Genomic DNA, 18,987 nt, shown 5'->3' on the forward strand with positions numbered 1-18,987 from the left:
CTCAGCTCGCGGCGGTCCGCCGGTCGGCGGACGCCGCCAGCGGTGTCCGGCCGAGCAGGCCGCGCTCGATGAACGCCGCCATCGTCTCGACGATCTCGGTGTCCGACACCGCCCGGCTCTGCTGCGGCAGTCCCGTCGGGATGCGCTCGAGCACGGCGACGAGGACCAGGCCGGCAACGTGCAGGTCGAGCGGATAGGGCCGCGAGATGCCGGTCAGCACGCGGGCGATCGCCGACCGCGTCGCGTGCCGGACCTCGTCGCCGAGCAGTTGGACGCGCGGATCGTCGCTGTGGCGCTCCACCCAGACCCGCAGCACCCCGGCATGCCGGCGGGAGAGCCCGATGAGCTCGTGCAGCCACACGCGCAGCTCGGCGCCTGCGTGCACGCTGTCGCCGAACCGGCCGGCGAGGGCCACCACGTCGTCGCGGGCCTCCTCGGCGAGCGCGGCGAGGACGTCGGCCTTGTCGGTGAAGTACTTGTAGAGGGTCGCCCGGGCGACTCCCGCCCCGGCCGCGACGGCGTCGACGTTGGCTCCGGCGAAGCCGCGCGCGGCGAAGATCCGTGCCGCCGAGTCCAAGAGGGCGCGGACGGTCGCCTGCGCCCGGGGGCCGAGCCGCTCGACGCGGCCGGACGGGGCCTGAACGGACGGGGCAGCGGCCGTCCAGGACTCCGGTGGCGGTGCGTCCCGCGAGCCCTGGCCGGCGAGGACGTCGGCGGGGGTGTCGGGGAACAGCACCAACTGCAGCACCACGGCCAGGCCGTCGCTCATCACCTCGGCCGAGGGGGACCCCGTCCGGCCGGTGTGCCGCAGGTAGTTGGAGCGGTGGACGACGAGCAGGATCGCGGCGGCGGTGTCCACCCCGTCGATGCCAGCGAACCCGGCAGCCGCGAGCCGCTCGGCGATGCGACCGGCGTAGGCGTCGACGAAGCCGGTCACCATCGGCCGGAACGTCGTGTCGGCGGTCTGCAGGTGCTCCCACTGGGCGAACATCGTGGCGTAGCGGTCGTACACCCACGCCCACTCCCCCAGCCACCAGTGGAGGTTGTCGAAGCCCTCGGCGGTGGGGCCGAGCGGCCCGAGCCGGCGGATCAGCCGCATCAGCGCGGCGCCGCACTCCTCCAGCAGCTCGGCGAAGACCCCGTCCTTGCTCTCGAAGTACTGGTACAGCGTCGCGCGGGAGACGCCCGCGGCACGGGCCAGGTCGTCGACCGAGACGTCGTGGAGACTGCGCTCGCCGAACTGCTCCAGGGCGACGGCGAGGATCTGCCGGCGCGTCTGCACGCCGCGGGCGCCGACGATCCGGCTGCTGGACCCGTAGCTGGGCCGGCGCAGCACCTCGTCGCTCGTCACCCCTCGATGCTACGGGCGCATCTGACGCTCTGCGTGCGCCCGCGAGCCGGTCTCCCCCGGAGGGATGTGCATGTCCGCGGGCACATCTGCCGGCACACGGCTGATCGGCGTCAGCGCGCGTCTGACACATCTGGCACCTCGATCTGCCGGTGCCGGCCGGTCAGGGAGCCTCCCCCTCGAGGACCTCGGCCCGGCTCCGCAACACCGTCCTGTCGACCTTGAGCATCGACGTCAGGGGCAGGTCGTCGACGAGGACCAGCCGGTCGGGGGCCTTGTAGTCGGCCAGCCGCTCGCGCACCCAGGACCGCAGCTCGGCGAGCTCCGGGGGGTCGTCGGGGTCGGCCGGGACGACGAAGGCCACGCCGATCTCCCCGATGACCGGAGCGGGAGAGCCGACGACGGCCGCGCGCCGCACGCGAGGGTGCTCGGCGAGCACGTTCTCCACCTCCAGCGGGTGCACGTTGTAGCCGCCCCGGATGTAGAGGTCGCCCACCCGCCCCGCCAGGACCAGATCGCCGTCGGGCGTGAGCCTGCCGAGGTCACCGCTGATGAGCCATCCGTCCGCCGTCAGCGCCGCGGCGGTCGCCGCCGGGTCCCGCCAGTACCCCCGCATGACGCAGGCACCCCGGACCCGCACGCGACCGACCTCGCCGGCCCCCACGGGCTCCCCCTGCTCGTCGGTGACCGCGATCTGCACGCCCTCCTGCGGACGGCCGACGGTGCGGGCCTGCACATCCGGGGGGTCGTCGGGATCGGTCCCGGTGATCGACGGGGACTCCGTCATGGCGTAGCGGACAACCAGCGGGACGCCGATCCGCTCACGGACGGCGGTGACCAGGTCCGGGGACGCCGGCGCGGTGGCCGCGATCCCCACGCGCAGGTGCTCCAGCCGCTCGGCGGCAGGCTCCTCGAGCAGCTTGGCCCACTGCGTGGGGACGCCGCCGACGACGGTGATCCGCTCGTCGCGCATGACGGCCGCCATCTCCCGCGCCGACCACGGCACCGGGGAGATCACCACCGCGGTTCCCCAGACCAGCTGGTCCCACAGCTTCGCCATGTAGCCGGCGTGGGCGAACGGCGTGGCAACGAGACGCCGGTCGTAGGGAGCGCTCATGACCCCGGACGACCGCGCGCCCGCGGCGAGGTTGCCGACGTCGAACCATGCGCCCTTGGGCAGTCCCGTGGTCCCGCTCGTCCAGATGATCACGACCGGGTCGGTCGGCGCCGGGGACGGGCGGGCCGGCCCCAGCCCGGGATGGCGGTACGTCGTCGGCAACTCGGCGCGGTCGAGGACCGGGATCCCAGGAGGCCCCTCGGGCAGCCCCGCGGCGCCGTCCCGGATCAGCAGCGCCGGGCCGGCGCGGTCGAGGACCGCGGCCACCTCCCGGGGACCGAGCCGCGTGTTCAGCCCGGTGGTGACGGCACCGAGCCGGGCCAGGGCGGCGTAGCAGACGGCGTAGTCGACGGACGACGGGAGCATCAGCGCCACGACGTCCCCGGCCGCGATCCCGCGCTCGGCCAGCGCGCCCGCGAGGGCATCGGAGGTCCGGTCCCACTCGGCGAAGCCGATCCGGGGGCCGTTCGGCTCGACATACGCGTCCCGGTCGCCGTGCACCCGCGCCGCGGCCCGCAGCAGGGCGTCCACGGTGGCGAACTCCCCGCGCAGGGGCGGCTCCGGGCGGGCGGCCGGGGTCACGGCCGGTCGGTGCCGAGGATCAGCGTGCCGCTGGAGCAGAACCAGCCGCCGGTGCCGCTGACGCACGCGAGTTCGGCGTCGGGGACCTGCCGCGGCCCGCACTCCCCGCGCAGCTGCCGCACCGCCTCGACCACCAGGAACAGCCCGCGCTGCCCCGGGTGGATCGCGGAGAGCCCGCCGCCGTCGGTGTTGGTGGGCAGCGCGCCGCCCAGGCGCAGGCGGCCGTCGGCGACGAACGGGCCGCCCTCCCCCTTCTTGCAGAAGCCGAGGTCCTCCATCGTCATGAGGAGCATGTAGGTGAAGGCGTCGTAGACCTCGCACACGTCGATGTCCTCCGGGCGGACCCCGGCGCGCTGGAAGGCCAGGGGGCCGGTGACCGACGCCGGGCCGGTGGTGAGGTCCTCCCACTGGCTCGTGGACACGTGCGAGACGTTCTCGGCCGCGCCGAGGACGTGCACCGGCGTACCGGGCAGGTCCCGGGCCCGCTCCTCCGAGACGATCACCGCCGCCGCCCCGCCGTCCGAGCGGATGCAGCAGTGCAGCTTGGTGAAGGGATCGGCGATCATCCGGCCCGCCAGGACCTCCTCGACGGTGATCGGGTCCCGGTAGGCGGCCTCCGGGTTGTCGGCCGCGTTGAACCGCGCCGACACCGCGACCTCGGCCAGCTGCTCGATCGTCGTCCCGTACTCGTGCATGTGGCGGCGGGCGGCCATCGCGTACTTCGCGATGAGGGTGTGCCCGTACGGCGCCTCCCACTGCAACGGGCCCCGGCTGCCCCAGTTGAGGTTGGCCGTCCGCAGCCCGCGGCGCAGGTCCGACTTCGCCGTCGACCCGTACGTCAGCAGGACCACGTCCGCACGACCGGCGGCGATGGCGTCCGCCGCGTGGGCCACCATGACCTCCCACGACGCCCCGCCGACCGCCGTCGAGTCGATCCAGCGCGGTCGCAGCCCGAGGTACTCCCCCACGTCGATGGGCGGCAGGGTCCCCAGGCCGGTCGAGCCCAGGCCGTCCACCTCCGCCGGTGAGATGCCGGCGTCGGCGAGGGCACGCCTCGACGCCTGGGCGATGAGCCCGTACGGGTTGGTGGCCACCGGCCCCGGGTCGGCCAGGGCGACACCGGCGATGACGGCGCCGCGGCCCCGAGGCGCGGTCACTGGGCCGGCTCCTGCTGGAGGAGGGCGGCGAGGTGGTCGGCCGGACGACCGAAGAGCAGATCCAGCACGTGGGCTCGTTTCAGGTAGAGGTGGGCGTCGTGCTCGTAGGTGAACCCCATGCCGCCGTGGATCTGGATGTTGGCGGCGGCACCGTCGATCGCCGCCCGCGCGGCCACGATCTTGGCAGCGAGGACCTGAAACTCCCGGTCGGCCCGGCCCGAGTCGAGGGCGACGGCTCCGAAGGCGGTCTGGGACAGCGCCGCCTCGGCGGCCACGGCCATGTCCGCACAGCGGTGCTTGATCGCCTGGTTCACCCCGATGGGCCGGCCGAACTGCACCCGGGTCTTCGCGTGCTCGCTGGACTGGTCGCGGACGGCCTCGGCAATGCCGACCAGCACCGCGGACACCAGGACCAGCGCCCGCAGGCGCAGCGGCTCCTCGTCCGCCGGCAGCCAGCACAGGACCGGGGCCGAGTCCACGACGGCGGAGGCCAGCCGCGTCCCGGGGTCGATGCTGGGCAGCGGGGTCAGCTCGCCCAGCGCCGCGACGTCCACCAGGCCCGCGCCCTGCTCGCCGATGACGAGCACGAACGCGGCGCCGGAGGGGTCGAACACGTCGAGCCGTCCGGCCAGCGCCGTCGGCCCGACCGAGCCGTCGCGGAGCTCTCCGAGCGCCACCGCGGCGGAGCCCTCGACCATCCGGTGGGCGAGGTCGAGTGACCCGGCGAGGACGGCGAGGCGGGCGCCCAGTGCGGTCGGCAGGAACGGGCCGGGGACCAGACCGCGCCCGATCTCACGGAAGACCAGGACCTCGTCGTCCAGGCCCAGGCCCGAGCCGCCGACGTCCTCGGGCAGGGAGATGCCGAGCAGGCCCAACTCCGCGCCGGCGAGCCAGGTCGCGGGGTCCAGGACGGCGGGGTCGTCGCGACGGAGCCGGATGACGGCGGGCGGCACCTGCTCGGCGAAGAACTGGCGTGCCGCGGCCACCAGTTCCAGTTGGTCGGGCGAGGGGAGGAGATCCACGGGGGTCGGTCCGTTCCGGGTCGTCAGCGGGGCAGGCCGAGGACGCGGTCGCCGATGATGTTGCGCTGGACCTCCGACGTACCACCGCCGATCGACTGCGAGAAGGAGTAGAAGTAGTTGCCCGTCCACCCGCCGTGCGGGACCCAGCGGGAGACGAAGCGCAGGCCGTCGGCGCCCAGCACGTCCATGGCGAGCCGGCCGACCTCCTTGGCCACCTCGGCGTAGTAGAGCTTGAGCATGGATCCCTCGGGCCCCGGCGTGTCCGTGCGCAGGTTGCGGCAGACGCCGGCGTAGGTCATCGCCCGCAGGGCGGCGACCTCGGCGCGGGCGTTCGCCAGCCGCCGGGCGATCTCGTCGTCGGCGATGGCCGGACGGCGACCGTCGGGCCCCACGTGCTCGCGGGCGGCGTCGATGAGCTTCTCGACCGTGGTGGCCAGGCGCACCTGCTGGGCGGTGAACGCCGTGCCCCGCTCGAAGGACAGGGTCGACATGGCGACCCGCCACCCGTCGTCGACGTCGCCCACCACGTTGGCCAGCGGGATGTGGACCTCGTCGTAGAAGACCTCGCAGAACTCCGCGCCCCCCTCGATCGTCTCGATCGGCCGGACGTCGATGCCCGGGGTGTCCATGTCGCAGATGACCCAGGTGATCCCCTGGTGCTTGGAGTCCCCGCGCGTCGTCCGGACCAGCAGCTCCTGGTGGTCGGCGATGTTCGCGAAGCTGGTCCAGATCTTCTGGCCGGTGACCACGAGGTCCTCGCCGTCGATCACCGCGCGGGTGGAGAGGGCCGCCAGGTCGGACCCGGCTCCGGGCTCGGAGAAACCCTGGCACCAGACCACCTCGCCGCGCAGGATCCGCGGCAGGTGGTGGTCGCGCTGCTCCTCGGTGGCGCGGGTCATCAACGTGGGCCCGGCGTGGCTCAGGCCGACGAAGCACGCGTCGATCCCGGGAAGCCCGGCGCGCGCGTACTCCTCGTACCAGATGAGCTGCTGGACCAGCGTCAGGCCGCGCCCGCCGTACTGCTCGGGCCACGCGATGCCGGCCCAGCCGCCCTCCCACTGGGTGCGCTGCCAGGAGAGGTCGAACTCGCGCATGGCGGCGGGGTCCTCCGGCCGCTGCTCGCGCGGGGCGTGCTCGGCCAGCCAGGTGCACACCTCGTCGCGGAACTGCACCTGCTCGGCGGTGAAGTCCAGGTCCATGGGTCCTCCAGGGTCAGGAGCGGTACCGGGCGGCGAGTTCCTCGCTGCCCCGGGCGAGCAGGAGGACGTCAGCGCCGACGAGGACGAGGCGGGCGCCGAGGTCCAGGTAGCGGCGGGCGAGCGGTTCGGCGAAGGCGTTGACGCCCACGGTCGTGCCGGCGGCTACGACGGTGGCGATCGCCGCCTCGACGGCCGCGACGACGTCGGGGTGGTCGGGCCGGCCGAGGTGGCCCAGGGACGCGGCGAGGTCCGCCGGCCCCAGGAACACCGCGTCGACGCCGTCGACCGCAGCGATCTCGGGCAGCGCGTCCAGCCCCGCCCGGGACTCGACCTGCACGGTGACCGTCAGCTGCGCGGCCGCGGTGTGCAGGTAGCCCTCCGTGCGGTTCCAGCGGGAGGCCCGGGCGATCGCGCTGCCCACCCCCCGGATGCCCTCGGGGGGGTAGCGGGTCGCCGCGACGACGTCCCGGGCCTGCGCGGCGGACTCCACCATCGGCACCATCAGGTCCTGCACACCGATGTCGAGCAGCTGCTTGATCACCACCGGGTCGCCCGAGGGGGGACGGACGACGACGGGGATCCCGGAGGCCGCGGCGGCCTGCAGCTGCGGGAGCACGGTCGTCAGGTCGTTGGGCGCGTGCTCGCAGTCGACGAGCAACCAGTCCAGGCCGCCGCCGGCGCAGATCTCGGCGACGTACGCGCTGCCCGACACGACCCACATGCCGATCAGCCGGCCGTCCCCGGCCAGGCGTTCCCGCAGGCCGGTCACGAGCCGGCCCGGACGAAGCGGCACCCGAGGGAACCGAGCGGGCCGAAGTCGGCGGTGAAGAGATCCCCGTCGGCCGCCGGCACCGGCCGGGTGAAGGAGCCGGCCAGGATCACCTGGCCGGCCTCCAGCGTCACGCCGTGGGCACCCAGGCGGTTGGTCAGCCAGGCGACGCCGTTGGCCGGGTGGTTCAGCACGGCGGCGGCGACGCCGGACTCCTCGATCTGGCCGTTGCGGTACAGCAGCGCGCAGACCCAGCGCAGGTCGACGTCGAACGGGCGGACCGGCCGGCCGCCGAGCACGAGGCCGGCGTCCGCCGCGTTGTCGGCGATCGTGTCGACGATCGTCCGCAGGTGCCCGGTCTCCGGGTCCCTCATCTGCACCCGGGCGTCGAGGATCTCCAGCGCGGGGGTCACGTACTCGACGGCACCGAGGACGTCGAACAGGGTCACGCCCGGGCCCTTGAGGGGGCGGCCCAGCACGAAGGCGAGCTCCACCTCGACCCGCGGGAAGATGAACCGGTCGTGCGGCACCGTGCCGCCGTCGTCGAAGACCATGTCGTCGTACAGCGCGCCGTAGTCGGGCTCGCTGATCGACAGCGCCTGCTGCATGACCCGCGAGGTCAGGCCGATCTTGCGCCCCACGACGGTGCGCCCCGCCGCGACCTTGGACCGCACCCACGCGTGCTGAACGGCGTAGGCGTCCTCGATCGTCATGTCCGGGTACTGCAGCGACAGCTGCCGGATCGGCACCCGCGTGCGCTCCGCCTCGTCGAGGCGGGCGACGGCGTCGGCGACGGCCGCCTCGTCCAGTGTCACGCCCGTTCCCCGCGGAGGAACGCGATCGCAGCGGGCGTGAAGGTCTCCGGGTCCTCGAAGTGCGGCCAGTGCCTGACGCCGGGCATCTCGAGCACCCGGGAGTCCGGGATCAGCTCGGCGATCCGCCGGGCGGTGCTCTGGTACTCGGAGACGTCCTGCCCCGAGGCGATCACGAGGGTGGGCGCGGAGATCGTCGCCCACTGCTCCTCGGGGATGAGGTTGCGGTCGCGGACCTCGGCGTCCTGGAGGACGAGCAGGTGGTCGATGGTCTCGCGGGTGTCGGGACGGCGGTAGATCGCCTGCCGGAGCGCGATGAGGTCGGGCAACCGGTTGCGCTCGTCCGCGATGAGGTGGTCGAAGACCGCCTTGAGCGAGGCCCAGTCGGCCTCCTGCACGGCGCGCGTGCGCTCGGCACGGATCCGGGCCATGTTCGACGCGGTGGCGACCAGCCCCGCCGGGGACATGAGGATCAGCCGGTCCACCCGCTCGGGATGGTCGACGGCCAGCCGGGCGGCCACCCAGGCGCCGAGCGACATCGCGGCGACGTGGGCCCGGGAGATCCCGAAGGAGTCCAGGACCGCGAGGACCTGACGCACGTAGACGGGGATCTCGTAGTCGTGGTCGGGCTTCTCGGAGAACCCGTTGCCGACCATGTCGATCGCGATGCAGTGGAAGTGCTCGGCCAGGCCACCCAGGTTGGCGGCGAAGGTCTCCCAGTGACCGCCGGTCCCGTGCAGCAGCAGCAGGGCGGGAGCGTCGGGGCGGCCGGCCTCGGCGAACCGGGTGCGCACGCCGGCGGCGTCCAGGTACCCCTGCCGGAACTCCAGGTCACGCAGATGTCCCCAGATGCTGCGGTAGCCCTCGTCGGCGTCCAGTTGCGCGGTCACGTCTCTCCTCGCTGCCCCTCGTGTCCATGTCCAGCGACCTGCGGCACACGGCCCTGATCAGCGGTGGCGCTCGCCGGGCTCCGTCGGCGGAGCCGAGGTGGCCGGTTGTTTCTGACAGGGAGTGTACGATAGAACGGTGCCGTGGTCGCCGTCGATGAGCCCCCCGCTCGAGCCGTGAGCGCCGACAGGGGGAGCGGTCGCGCCGCGAGCTCGGGAGAGGTCGAGCTGGCGGTCGTGGGAAACGAGTTCGCCACCGTGCGAGTAGCGCTGGACACCAACGGAAATAGCCCCCGCCTGCTCCTCGAAGACCTCGAGGACGGGTCGAGGATCTGGCTGTCCCCGCTCGAGCTCGCCAGCCTCTGCCTGGCCACCCCCGAGGACCGGGTGAACTGGTTGCGCGTGGGGGTCTACCGGGACGAGCGGCAGTGACCGCCCCGGCGATCGTGGGCCTCGGCCTGACGGAGATGTCACTTCGCCCCGGAGCCGAGGCGTCCCGCCTGGCCGCCGACGCGCTGGGCGCCGCCCTCGCCGACGCCGGGCTGGACCGGGCGGACGTCGACGGGCTGCTCGTCGGGTCCAGCCAGGGTGTCCGCCCGGACCGCGTCGGGGTCGCGCTGGCGCGGCAGGCCGGCCTGGGGGACCTGCGCCTGCTCGAGCACGTCGAGATCAAGGGGGCCACCACCGTGGCCATGGTCGACCGTGCCGCCCGGGCCGTCCGCGAAGGAGCGGCCCGGGCCGTCGTCTGCGTGTTCGCCGACGCCCCCCTGCGCGCCGGTGGCTCCACCGGTTCGACCTATGCGCACAGCGGCGGCACGTCCGGCCTGCGCGGGCTGGAGCGGGCCTCCGGCCTGCTCGGCTCGGTGCCGACGTACGCGCTGCTGGCCGCTCGCTGGCTGCACCTGAACGGCGGAACGGCCGAGGACCTGTGCGCGGTCGCCGTCTCCGCCCGCGCGTGGGCGGTGGACAACCCGATCGCCGTGCAGCGCACCCCGCTCGACGCCGCCGCCTACTTCGCCAGCCCGGTCATCGCCGAGCCGCTGCGCCGCCTCGACTGCGCGCGCCCGGTGAACGGCGCGGCGGCCGTCGTCGTCACCGCCGACCCCGGAGTGGGCAGCGGCACCCGGGTGGTGGTCCGCGGCTCCGGCGCGGCCCACCCGATGCGCCGTCGCCGGTCCGGAGCCGAGTCGTGGTTCGGCGGCGGGCGCAGCGCGGTGGACGACGCGCTCGCGGCCGCGGGGATGGACCGCGGCGACCTCGACGTGGTCGAGCTCTACGACCCCTTCAGCGTGGTCACGCTCCACCTGCTGGACGAGTACGGGCTGTGCCCGCCGGGCAAGGCCGGGCCCTTCGTCCGCGACGGCGGGACATCGCCCGGCGGCAGCCTGCCGGTCAACACCGGCGGCGGCCAGCTCTCGGGCTTCTACCTCCAGGGCATGACCCCGTTGGTGGAGGCCGTCGTGCAGCTGCGCGGCGACGGTCTCGGGCGGCAGGTGCCCGGCGCACGGACCGCCCTCGTGGGCGGTATCGGCGGGCGCCTCGACCACCACGCGGCGCTGGTTCTGGAGGCGTCGTGACCGATCCCGGACCGGCCGCGGACTGGCTGCTGGACCCCGGCCTCGCCCCGCAGACCGACGGCCACCTGGCGCCGCTGTACGCCGGCGCCGCAGCGGGCCGGCTGACGCTCCCCCGGTGCGCGTCCTGCGACCTGCCCCTGGAGCTCGAGCAGCAGGTGTGCGACGGCTGTGGCGGCGACGTCGTCGCCTGGCACGACGAGGTTCCGGAGGGGACCGTCCACAGCGTGACCACGGTGCACCGGCGCGAGCCCGGCCTGGTACTCGTCGACCGTCCGTACGTGGTCGCCGACGTCGAGCTGGCCGGCGGCCACCGGCTGCTGATGGCCGGCGTACACCCCTGCCCGGCCCCGGCCATCGGCTCCCCGGTGACCGTCGCCTTCCGCCACCTCGGGGGCGTCGCGCTCCCCGCGTTCGTCCCCCCACCCCTCTCCCCCGAGCAGGAGCTCTGACGATGACGGAACTGGACACACGCCCAGCCCGGACACGGGTCGACGACCTCGTCCGCCCGGACCGGGTGTCCGGGGCGGTCTACACCGATCCCGAGGTCTTCGAGCTGGAGATGCAGCGCATCTTCCGGGAGGGCTGGGTGTACGTCGGCCACGACAGCGAGATCCCCGAGCCGGGCGACTACGTGACCCGCCGGATCGGCCGCGAGCCGGTCGTCTTCGTCCGCGGCAAGGACGACGAGGTCCGCGTGCTGCTCAACCGCTGCAGCCACCGCGGCAACCGGCTCTGCAACGCGGAGAAGGGCAACTCCAGCACCTTCCGCTGCCCGTACCACGGCTGGACCTTCGCGAACTCCGGTGAACTCATCGGGGTCCCCATGCGCCAGGGCTACGGCGAGCGCCTCTCGGCCGTCCGCGACGAGCTGGGGCTGGCCCCGGCGCCCCGCGTCGACAGCTACGGCGGTTTCGTGTTCGCATCGCTGACCGGTGGCGGGATCAGCCTGCGCGAGCACCTGGGCAGGGCCACGGTCGCCATCGACCGGCTGCTCGCCCTCTCCCCCACCGGGACCCTCGACCTGCGTGCCGGCTGGATGAAGCACCACCAGCAGTGCAACTGGAAGATGGTCATGGAGAACAACGTGGACGGCTACCACGCGCTGTTCACCCACCAGTCGGTCTACGACGCCGTCCGCCCGGCCAAGGTCTCCCACGTGCCCACCAAGGTCGAGGTCTACGTGCGCGACCTCGGCAACGGCCACTCCGAGATCGACTACGCCGCCGAGTACACCCGGCTCGACGACGAGTTCGTGTGGTTCGGCCGGGCGCCGCGGGAGAAGCTGCCGCGCTACGTCGCGGCCATGGAGGAGGCGCACGGCCCCGAGGCCACGCACCGGGCGTTCGTCGTCGGCCCGCCGCACACGCTGATCTTCCCGAACCTGTTCCTCGCCGAGATGAACATCATGACGGTGGAGCCGCTGGGTCCGGGCGAGACGATCGCGTACACGACGCCGGCGCTGATCCCCGGCATGGACGAGATGAACGAGCGGATGCTCCGGCGCACCGAGGGTGCCATGGGCCCCGCCGGCTTCCTGATCGCCGACGACGGCGAGATCGGCATGCGCAACCAGTTCGGCCTGGCCGCCCGGGACCCCGAGTGGATCATGCTCAGCCGCGGCATCGAGACCGACGTCGAGGACGAGACCGGCATCGTCAACCACGACAAGAGCGCGGAGACCCCGCAGCGCGGCTGGTGGAAGCACTGGGCCGGGGTCCTGAACGGAGAGCAGGCATGACCGCCGTCGCATCCGGGACGACTCCCCCGCTGGCACTGGAGCTCGCCGTCGAGGCGTTCCTCTACCGGGAGGCACGCCTGGCCGACGAGGCCCGGTACTCCGAGTGGGAGGAGCTCTGGGAGGACGACGGCCTGTACTGGGTGCCGATGGGCCCCGACGACGACCCGAAGGTCGACCTCTCCTACGTCTACGACAACCGGCGCCGCATCACGAGCCGGATCGCGCAGCTCAAGTCCGGCGCCCGGCACTCGCAGACGCCGCCGTCGGTCATGCGCCGGATGCTGGCCAACCTCGAGGTGCTCGACAGCAGCGCCGACGACCGGGGCACGACGGTCACCGTCGGCGCCAACTTCGTCCTCCACGAGTACCGCTACGCGATGAACATCTGGGCCGGACGGGTGATCTACCGCGTCCGCGTCCGCCCGGACGGCGACCTGGGCCTCGTCGGCAAGACCGTCCACCTGGTGAACGCCGGCGGCCCCGTGCCGACGCTGGCGTTCCTGATCTGAGGACAGCCATGCTCGTCGGAGACATCGCGCGCCGGAACTGCCGCCGCTACCCCACCAAGACGGCCGTCGTCAGCGGGGACACCCGGCTCTCCTGGTCCGCCGTGGACGAGCGCGCCAACCGGCTGGCGACCCACCTGCTGGCGCAGGGACTGGTCCCCGGTGACCGGGTCGCCATCTGCTCCCGGAACACCGCCGAGTGGCCCGAGATGAGCTTCGGCCTGGCCAAGGCCGGGCTCGTGGCCGTGCCGCTCAACATCCGGCTGTCGTCCCCGGAGATCGCCCACATCCTGGCCGACTCCGGTGCCCGCGCCGGCATCCTGCACAGCGAGCAGGCACCGGTCGCCGCCGATCCCTTCGGCGCGCTGGAGCACGTGCTGCAGATCGGCGGCACGGACGCGGGACGCGACTACGAGAGATCGCTCGCAGCGGGACGGGCGGTCGACCCGACGCCGGCGGACCAGCGTCCCGACGACGCCCAGTTCATCCTCTACACGAGCGGCACCACCGGGCACCCCAAGGGGGTCGTCCACTCGCACCGGGCGATGCTGGCCCAGGCGGCCGACACCGCGATCGTCACCGAGGCCCGCCACGACGACGTCACCCTCGGGACGACCCCGTCGTTCACCGCCGGCGGCATGATCCGGACGGTCGCCGGCCTCTACCTGGGCCAGACCCTCGTGCTGCACCCGAAGTTCGACCCCGACGCCGTCGTCGACGAGATCGAGCGCAGCCGGGTCACGATGACGACGTTCATCCCGACCATGCTCATGCGCACGCTGAAGGTGCTGACGGAGCATCCGCGGGACGTGTCCAGCCTGCGGCGGATCAGCTACGGCTCCGCGCCCGTGCCGCCCGGCCTGGCCGAGGAGGCCATGGCCCGCCTCGGGTGCGACCTCCAGCAGCGGTACGGGCTGACCGAGGCCGGCGGCCAGGCGACCATCCTCACGCCGGAGGACCACCGCCGGGCCGTCGCCGGCGAGGAGCAGCTGCTCGCCTCCTGCGGACGCGAGACCCCCTTCGCCGAGATCGCGATCGTCGACGACGAGGGGCGGCCGCTGCCGCCGGGTGAGACCGGCGAGATCGTCATCCGCTCCGACGCCGTCGCGCTGGGCTACTGGAACCGGCCCGAGGCGACGGCCGCGACCTTCCGCCCCGAGGGACTGTTCTCCGGCGACCTGGGCTGGCTCGACGAGGCGGGGTACCTCTACATCGCCGGCCGCAAGACCGACATGGTCATCTCCGGGGGCTTCAACGTGTACCCCGCCGAGATCGAGCGGGTCATCGCCGGGCACCCGGCCGTCGACCTGGTCACCGTGGTCGGCGTGCCCGACCCGGAGTGGGGAGAGACCCCGGTGGCGGTCGTCGTGGCGAAGGGGGATCCGGATCCGACGCTGGCGGAGCAGCTGAAGGAGCTGTGCCGGGGCAACCTGGCCGGCTACAAGCAGCCCCGGCGCTTCGAGTTCCGGCCCTCCCTCCCCCTCGGCCCCGCCGGGAAGATCCTCAAGCGGGAGGTCCGCGCCGGCCTGCTCGCGCCCGCCGGCTCGGAGACGCCGGCGTGACCGCCGTCGCCGGGACCCGCCAACCCGGCAGCTGGCGGCCGGAGTTCGAGGCGGACACCGTGTGGGCCCTGCTGCGCGAGCGGGCGCGGCTCACCCCCGACGGCCTGTTCGCGGTGGACGAGCACCGCCGCGTGCTGACCTTCGCCGAGCTGCGCGCCGCCGTGGAACGCACGGCCGCGGGACTGACCCGGCTCGGGATCCGGCCCGGGGACGTCGTCTCCTGGCAGCTGCCCAACGGGTTCGACACCATCACCCTGTCGCTCGCGCTCGCCCGCCTGGGGGCGGTGCAGAACCCGCTGATCATGATGCTGCGCGAGCGCGACCTGACCTTCATCTGCCGGCAGGCGGGAACCCGCTGGCTCGTCGTCCCCGGCGAGTTCCGCGGCACCGACCACGCCGCGATGGCCGCAGCGGTCGCCGGGCAGCTGCCCGGCCTGCAGGTGCTGTCGACCGTCGGTGGCCTCCCGACGGCCGACCCCGCCCACGTCCGGCTGCCTCCGGAGCCCGGGTCGCCGGCCGTGGGCTCGGAGGTGCGCTGGCTCTTCTACACGTCGGGCACCACGTCCGACCCGAAGGGGGCCCGGCACAGCGACCGCACACTCATCGCCGCCTCGGACACCTTCTGCGCCAACCTGCACGTCACCTCGGCCGACCAGACCGCGACGCTCCTCCCCCTCGCCCACGTCGGCGGCGTCGCGCACATCCTGACCAGCCTGCGCACCGGCAGCAGCATGGTCACCAGCGCCGTCTTCGACCCGGTCGCGACCGTCGACCTCCTCCGCGAGCAGCGGATCACGCTGCTCGGCTCGGGGCTGCCCTTCGTCCGCGCCTACCTGGCCCGCCAGCGGGCGGAGCCCGGCACCCGGCTGTTCCCGCACGTCCGCGCCACCCTCTTCGGCGGCGCCGGCCGCCCGGCGTCGATCCACGAGGAGATCAAGCGCGAGCTGGGCGGGGTGGGCGCGGTCTCCGGCTACGGGCTGACCGAGTGCCCGTACCTGACGTGGGGCACGCCCGAGGACAGCGACCGCGCCCACGCGACGGCGGAGGGCAGGCCCGGGCCCGGCGGGGAGATCCGCGTCCTCCGCTCCGACGGCAGCGCCGCGGGCACCGGCGAGGAGGGCGAGCTCCGCGTCCGCGCACCGCAGCTCATGCTCGGCTACGTCGACTCCGCGCTGGACGCCGACGCCTTCGACGACCAGGGGTTCTTCCGCACCGGTGACCTCGGCTTCGTCGACGGCGAGGGCGTGCTCACGGTCACGGGCCGGATCAAGGACATCATCATCCGCAAGATGGAGAACATCTCCGCCCGCGAGGTGGAGGAGCACCTGATCACCCATCCGGCCGTCGCCGATGTCGCCGTGATCGGCCTGCCGGACCCGGAGACCGGCGAGCGGGCCTGCGCCGTCGTCGTCCCGGTCGATCCGGACGCTCCGCCCACCCTGGCCGCCCTGACCGGCCACCTGGCCGCCCGCGGCCTGTCCACCCGCAAGTTCCCCGAGCAGCTCGAAGTGCTCGGCGACCTGCCCCGCAACGCGATGGGCAAGGTCGTGAAGCGGGAACTGACCAGCCGCTACGGAGGCGCCCGGTGACCATGCCCGAACTGACGACGCTGGTCCTCGACGTCGAGGACCACGTCGCGACCATCACGCTCGACCGGCCGGACAAGCTCAACTCCTTCAACCGGACGATGACCGTGGAGATGGGCCAGGTGTGGGCGCGCGTCCGCGACGACGACGACATCCACGTCGCCGTCGTCCGCGCGGCCGGTGACCGGGCCTTCTGCACCGGCCTGGACATGGACGAGGGCCCGTGGTGGAACGACCTGAACGTCTGGAACCAGGACGATCCCGGCGAGCTCCTCGGCCCCAAGCACCACCGCGTCTGGAAGCCGGTGATCGCCGCGGCGCACGGGATGACCGCCGGTGGCGGGATGTACTTCCTCAACGAGGCCGACATCATCATCTGCTCCGAGGACGCCACGTTCTTCGACCCGCACGCCAACGGCGGCATGGTGTCCGCGCTGGAGCCGATCGGCCTGATGCGCCGCGGGGTCCCGCTCGGGGACGTCCTCCGCTGGGCGCTGATGGGCAACGAGGAGCGGCTGACCGCCGCGACCGCGCTGCGGCTCGGGCTGGTCACCGAGGTGGTCGCGCGCGAGGACCTGTGGCCGACGGCGCACATGCTCGCCACCGGGATCGCCGCGCGCCGGCCGCAGTCCATCCAGGGCACCGTGCGGGCGATCTGGGAGGCGCTGGACCAGCCGCCGTCGATCGCGCTCCGGCACGGCATGTCCTACCCCCAGATCGGCAACGTGGGCCGGGAGAAGGGCATCCACAAGGCCCCCCGCCGGGAGAAGCGGCTGCGGTGACCGGTCCGCTCGCGGGCCTCACCGTCGTCAGCCTGGAGCAGGCGGTGGCGGCGCCCTTCGCGACGCGCCAGCTCGCCGACCTCGGCGCGCGGGTCGTCAAGGTGGAGCGGCCGGGCGCCGGCGACTTCGCCCGGGGATACGACGAGGCCGTGCACGGCCAGTCCAGCTACTTCGTGTGGCTCAACCGGTCCAAGGAGTCGGTGACGCTGGACCTGAAGTCCCCCGCCGGCCGGGCGGTGCTCGAGGAGCTGCTGGGCGGCGCCGACGTGTTCGTGCAGAACCTGGCCCCGGGGGCGACCGCGCGCCTGGGCCTGTCGGCAGCGGAGCTGCAGGCCCGGCACCCGCGGCTGGTCGTGTGCGACGTCTCCGGCTACGGCGCCGACGGCCCGTGGGCTGAGCGCAAGGCCTACGACCTGCTGGTCCAGGCCGAGTCGGGCCTGATGTCGCTCACCGGGCCACCCGGCGAGGCGGTGAAGGTCGGCATCTCCGTCGCCGACATCGCCGCCGGCATGTACGCCTACTCCGGGATCCTGACCGCGCTGCTGCAGCGCGCGGGCGGCGGCCCGGCCCCGGCCGTGCAGGTGTCGCTGTTCGAGGCGCTGGCCGAGTGGATGGGCTCCCCCGCGTACTACACCGAGTACGGCGGCCGCTCCCCCGCCCGCGTCGGGGCGGAGCACGCGACGATCGCGCCGTACGGCCCGTACCGGACCGCCTCGGGCGACGACGTCGTCGTGGCGGTGCAGAACGACCGCGAGTGGCTCCGCTTCTGCAGCGTCGTGCTGGCGGACCCGGACCTCGCCGTCGACCCACGGTTCGCCCGGAACTCCGCCCGGGTCGCCCACCGCTGCGAGCTGAACGCGATCGTCGGGGAGCGGCTCGCCCGCCTGGACACCCCCGCCGTCGTCGCGTCGCTGGACGACGCGGGCGTCGCGCACGCCGGACTCCGGTCGGTGCGGGAGTTCCTCGACCACCCGGTGCTCGCCGGCCGGGACCGGTGGCGCACCGTGCAGACCCCGGGCGGCCCCGTACGGGCCCTGCGGCCGCCGGCCGACGTCGCGGGGGCGGTCCCGCGGATGGACCCCGTGCCCGCCGTCGGCGAGCACACCGACGCGGTGCTGCGCTCGCTCGGGCGCACCGATGACGACATCGCCCGGCTGCGCGCCGACGGCGTGATCTGAGGAGGAACCCATGGAACTCAGCGCCGAGGAACGGGACGTCATCGCGACAGTCCGGGAGTTCGTCGACCGTGAGGTCCGGCCGGTCGCGCGCGACCTGGAGCGCGCGAACGAGTACCCCGAGAAGCTCATCGAGCAGATGAAGCAGCTCGGTATCTTCGGGCTGGTGATCCCCGAGCCGTGGGGCGAGGCGTCGGTGTCGATGCCGTGCTACGCGCTGGTCACCGCCGAGCTCGCCCGCGGCTGGATGTCGCTGGCCGGCGCGATGGGGGGGCACACGGTCGTCGCCAAGCTCCTCTTGGCCTACGGCACCGACGAGCAGAAGGACCGGTACCTGCCGCGGATGGCCACCGGCGAGGTCCGGGCCACCATGGCGCTGACCGAGCCCGGCGGCGGCTCGGACCTGCAGGCGATGACCACGGTCGCCCGCCGCGACGGCGACGGGTACGTCGTCAACGGGGCCAAGACCTGGATCACCAACTCGCGCCGGTCGCAGCTGATCGCCCTGCTGTGCAAGACCGACCCCGCCGCCACCCCCAAGCACGCCGGCATCTCGATCCTGCTGGTGGAGCACGGCCCGGGGCTCACCGTCTCCCGCGACCTGCCCAAGCTCGGCTACAAGGGCGTGGAGAGCTGTGAGCTCTCCTTCGACGGCTACCGCGCCCCGGCGTCCGCGCTCCTCGGCGGGGTGGAGGGCCTCGGCTTCGGGCAGATGATGAAGGGGCTGGAGACCGGCCGCATCCAGGTCGCCTCCCGCGCCCTCGGCGTCGGCCGGGCCGCGTTCGACGACGCGCTGCGCTACGCCCAGGAACGGGAGAGCTTCGGCAAGCCGATCTGGCAGCACCAGTCGATCGGCAACTACCTCGCCGACATGGCCACCAAGATCACCGCTGCGAAGCAGCTGATCCTGCACGCGGCCGAGGTGTACGACTCCGGCCGCCGGGCGGACATGGAGGCCGGCATGGCCAAGCTGTTCGCCAGCGAGATGGCCATGCAGGTGGCGCTCGACGCCGTCCGGATCCACGGCGGCTACGGCTACTCCACCGAGTTCGACGTCGAGCGCTACTTCCGCGACGCCCCCCTGATGATCGTGGGCGAGGGCACCAACGAGATCCAGCGCAACGTCATCGCCGCTCAGCTCGTCAAGCGCGGCGGGCTCGACCAGTGA

At 73.5% G+C, this 18,987-nt stretch carries 18 protein-coding genes; 10 read left to right on the forward strand and 8 right to left on the reverse strand.

The annotated features are described in order from the left end of the window. Window position 1 precedes the first annotated feature (1 nt). From ACK586_RS12680 to ACK586_RS12715, 8 genes are all read right to left on the reverse strand, one after another. Entirely contained in the window at window positions 2-1,351 is a 1,350-nt protein-coding gene (locus ACK586_RS12680) for a TetR/AcrR family transcriptional regulator (RefSeq protein ID WP_409330846.1), read from the reverse strand. A 160-nt stretch (window positions 1,352-1,511) separates the two neighbouring features. Then, window positions 1,512-3,047 (reverse strand): class I adenylate-forming enzyme family protein, encoded by a 1,536-nt coding sequence (locus ACK586_RS12685; RefSeq protein WP_409330847.1) that lies wholly within the window; start codon window positions 3,045-3,047, stop codon window positions 1,512-1,514. Then, window positions 3,044-4,204 carry an acetyl-CoA acetyltransferase gene (locus ACK586_RS12690; RefSeq protein ID WP_409330848.1) on the reverse strand — a complete coding sequence of 387 codons (1,161 nt, stop codon included), beginning with the start codon at window positions 4,202-4,204 and terminating at the stop codon, window positions 3,044-3,046. Before ACK586_RS12690 ends, ACK586_RS12685 begins: the two co-directional genes overlap by 4 nt. Then, on the reverse strand, window positions 4,201-5,226 hold the full coding sequence (locus tag ACK586_RS12695; protein ID WP_409330849.1) for an acyl-CoA dehydrogenase family protein: 1,026 nt from the start codon (window positions 5,224-5,226) through the stop codon (window positions 4,201-4,203). The genes ACK586_RS12690 and ACK586_RS12695 overlap by 4 nt, the downstream gene beginning before the upstream one ends. A 23-nt stretch (window positions 5,227-5,249) precedes the next feature. After that, on the reverse strand, window positions 5,250-6,425 hold the full coding sequence (locus ACK586_RS12700) for an acyl-CoA dehydrogenase family protein (protein WP_409330850.1): 1,176 nt from the start codon (window positions 6,423-6,425) through the stop codon (window positions 5,250-5,252). Window positions 6,426-6,438: 13 nt separating this feature from the next. Continuing rightward, on the reverse strand, window positions 6,439-7,194 hold the full coding sequence (locus ACK586_RS12705; RefSeq protein ID WP_409330851.1) for an aldolase/citrate lyase family protein: 756 nt from the start codon (window positions 7,192-7,194) through the stop codon (window positions 6,439-6,441). Beyond that, on the reverse strand, window positions 7,191-8,009 hold the full coding sequence (hpaH, locus tag ACK586_RS12710; protein WP_409330852.1) for a 2-oxo-hept-4-ene-1,7-dioate hydratase: 819 nt from the start codon (window positions 8,007-8,009) through the stop codon (window positions 7,191-7,193). Before hpaH ends, ACK586_RS12705 begins: the two co-directional genes overlap by 4 nt. Continuing rightward, the gene (locus tag ACK586_RS12715; protein WP_409330853.1) at window positions 8,006-8,896 is read right to left on the reverse strand and encodes an alpha/beta fold hydrolase; all 891 of its coding nucleotides are present in this window, start codon (window positions 8,894-8,896) and stop codon (window positions 8,006-8,008) included. Before ACK586_RS12715 ends, hpaH begins: the two co-directional genes overlap by 4 nt. Before the next feature lie 174 nt (window positions 8,897-9,070). On the opposite strand from ACK586_RS12715, the gene ACK586_RS12720 reads away from it, so the two are divergent. The 10 genes from ACK586_RS12720 to ACK586_RS12765 are packed head-to-tail and all read left to right on the forward strand — an operon-like array spanning window position 9,071 to window position 18,987. Beyond that, window positions 9,071-9,325, forward strand: coding sequence for a hypothetical protein (locus ACK586_RS12720; RefSeq protein WP_409330854.1), 255 nt, complete (start codon window positions 9,071-9,073; stop codon window positions 9,323-9,325). Beyond that, entirely contained in the window at window positions 9,322-10,470 is a 1,149-nt protein-coding gene (locus tag ACK586_RS12725) for a thiolase family protein (RefSeq protein ID WP_409330855.1), read from the forward strand. The genes ACK586_RS12720 and ACK586_RS12725 overlap by 4 nt, the downstream gene beginning before the upstream one ends. Beyond that, window positions 10,467-10,919, forward strand: coding sequence for a Zn-ribbon domain-containing OB-fold protein (locus ACK586_RS12730; protein WP_409330856.1), 453 nt, complete (start codon window positions 10,467-10,469; stop codon window positions 10,917-10,919). Before ACK586_RS12725 ends, ACK586_RS12730 begins: the two co-directional genes overlap by 4 nt. Before the next feature lie 2 nt (window positions 10,920-10,921). Further along, a complete protein-coding gene (locus ACK586_RS12735) occupies window positions 10,922-12,208 on the forward strand; it encodes an aromatic ring-hydroxylating oxygenase subunit alpha (RefSeq protein WP_409330857.1) in 1,287 nt (428 codons plus the stop codon). Then, window positions 12,205-12,717 carry an aromatic-ring-hydroxylating dioxygenase subunit beta gene (locus tag ACK586_RS12740; protein ID WP_409330858.1) on the forward strand — a complete coding sequence of 171 codons (513 nt, stop codon included), beginning with the start codon at window positions 12,205-12,207 and terminating at the stop codon, window positions 12,715-12,717. The genes ACK586_RS12735 and ACK586_RS12740 overlap by 4 nt, the downstream gene beginning before the upstream one ends. 8 nt (window positions 12,718-12,725) lie before the next feature. After that, complete coding sequence (locus ACK586_RS12745; RefSeq protein WP_409330859.1) at window positions 12,726-14,276, forward strand: class I adenylate-forming enzyme family protein; 1,551 nt, start codon at window positions 12,726-12,728, stop codon at window positions 14,274-14,276. Next, entirely contained in the window at window positions 14,273-15,865 is a 1,593-nt protein-coding gene (locus ACK586_RS12750; RefSeq protein ID WP_409330860.1) for a class I adenylate-forming enzyme family protein, read from the forward strand. The genes ACK586_RS12745 and ACK586_RS12750 overlap by 4 nt, the downstream gene beginning before the upstream one ends. A 2-nt stretch (window positions 15,866-15,867) precedes the next feature. After that, on the forward strand, window positions 15,868-16,644 hold the full coding sequence (locus ACK586_RS12755; protein WP_409330888.1) for an enoyl-CoA hydratase/isomerase family protein: 777 nt from the start codon (window positions 15,868-15,870) through the stop codon (window positions 16,642-16,644). Continuing rightward, complete coding sequence (locus tag ACK586_RS12760) at window positions 16,641-17,822, forward strand: CaiB/BaiF CoA transferase family protein (protein ID WP_409330861.1); 1,182 nt, start codon at window positions 16,641-16,643, stop codon at window positions 17,820-17,822. The genes ACK586_RS12755 and ACK586_RS12760 overlap by 4 nt, the downstream gene beginning before the upstream one ends. A gap of 10 nt (window positions 17,823-17,832) precedes the next feature. Then, entirely contained in the window at window positions 17,833-18,987 is a 1,155-nt protein-coding gene (locus ACK586_RS12765; RefSeq protein ID WP_409330862.1) for an acyl-CoA dehydrogenase family protein, read from the forward strand.

The sequence above is a fragment of the Trujillonella humicola genome, assembly GCF_046233715.1.
Classification (GTDB): domain Bacteria; phylum Actinomycetota; class Actinomycetes; order Mycobacteriales; family Geodermatophilaceae; genus Trujillonella; species Trujillonella humicola.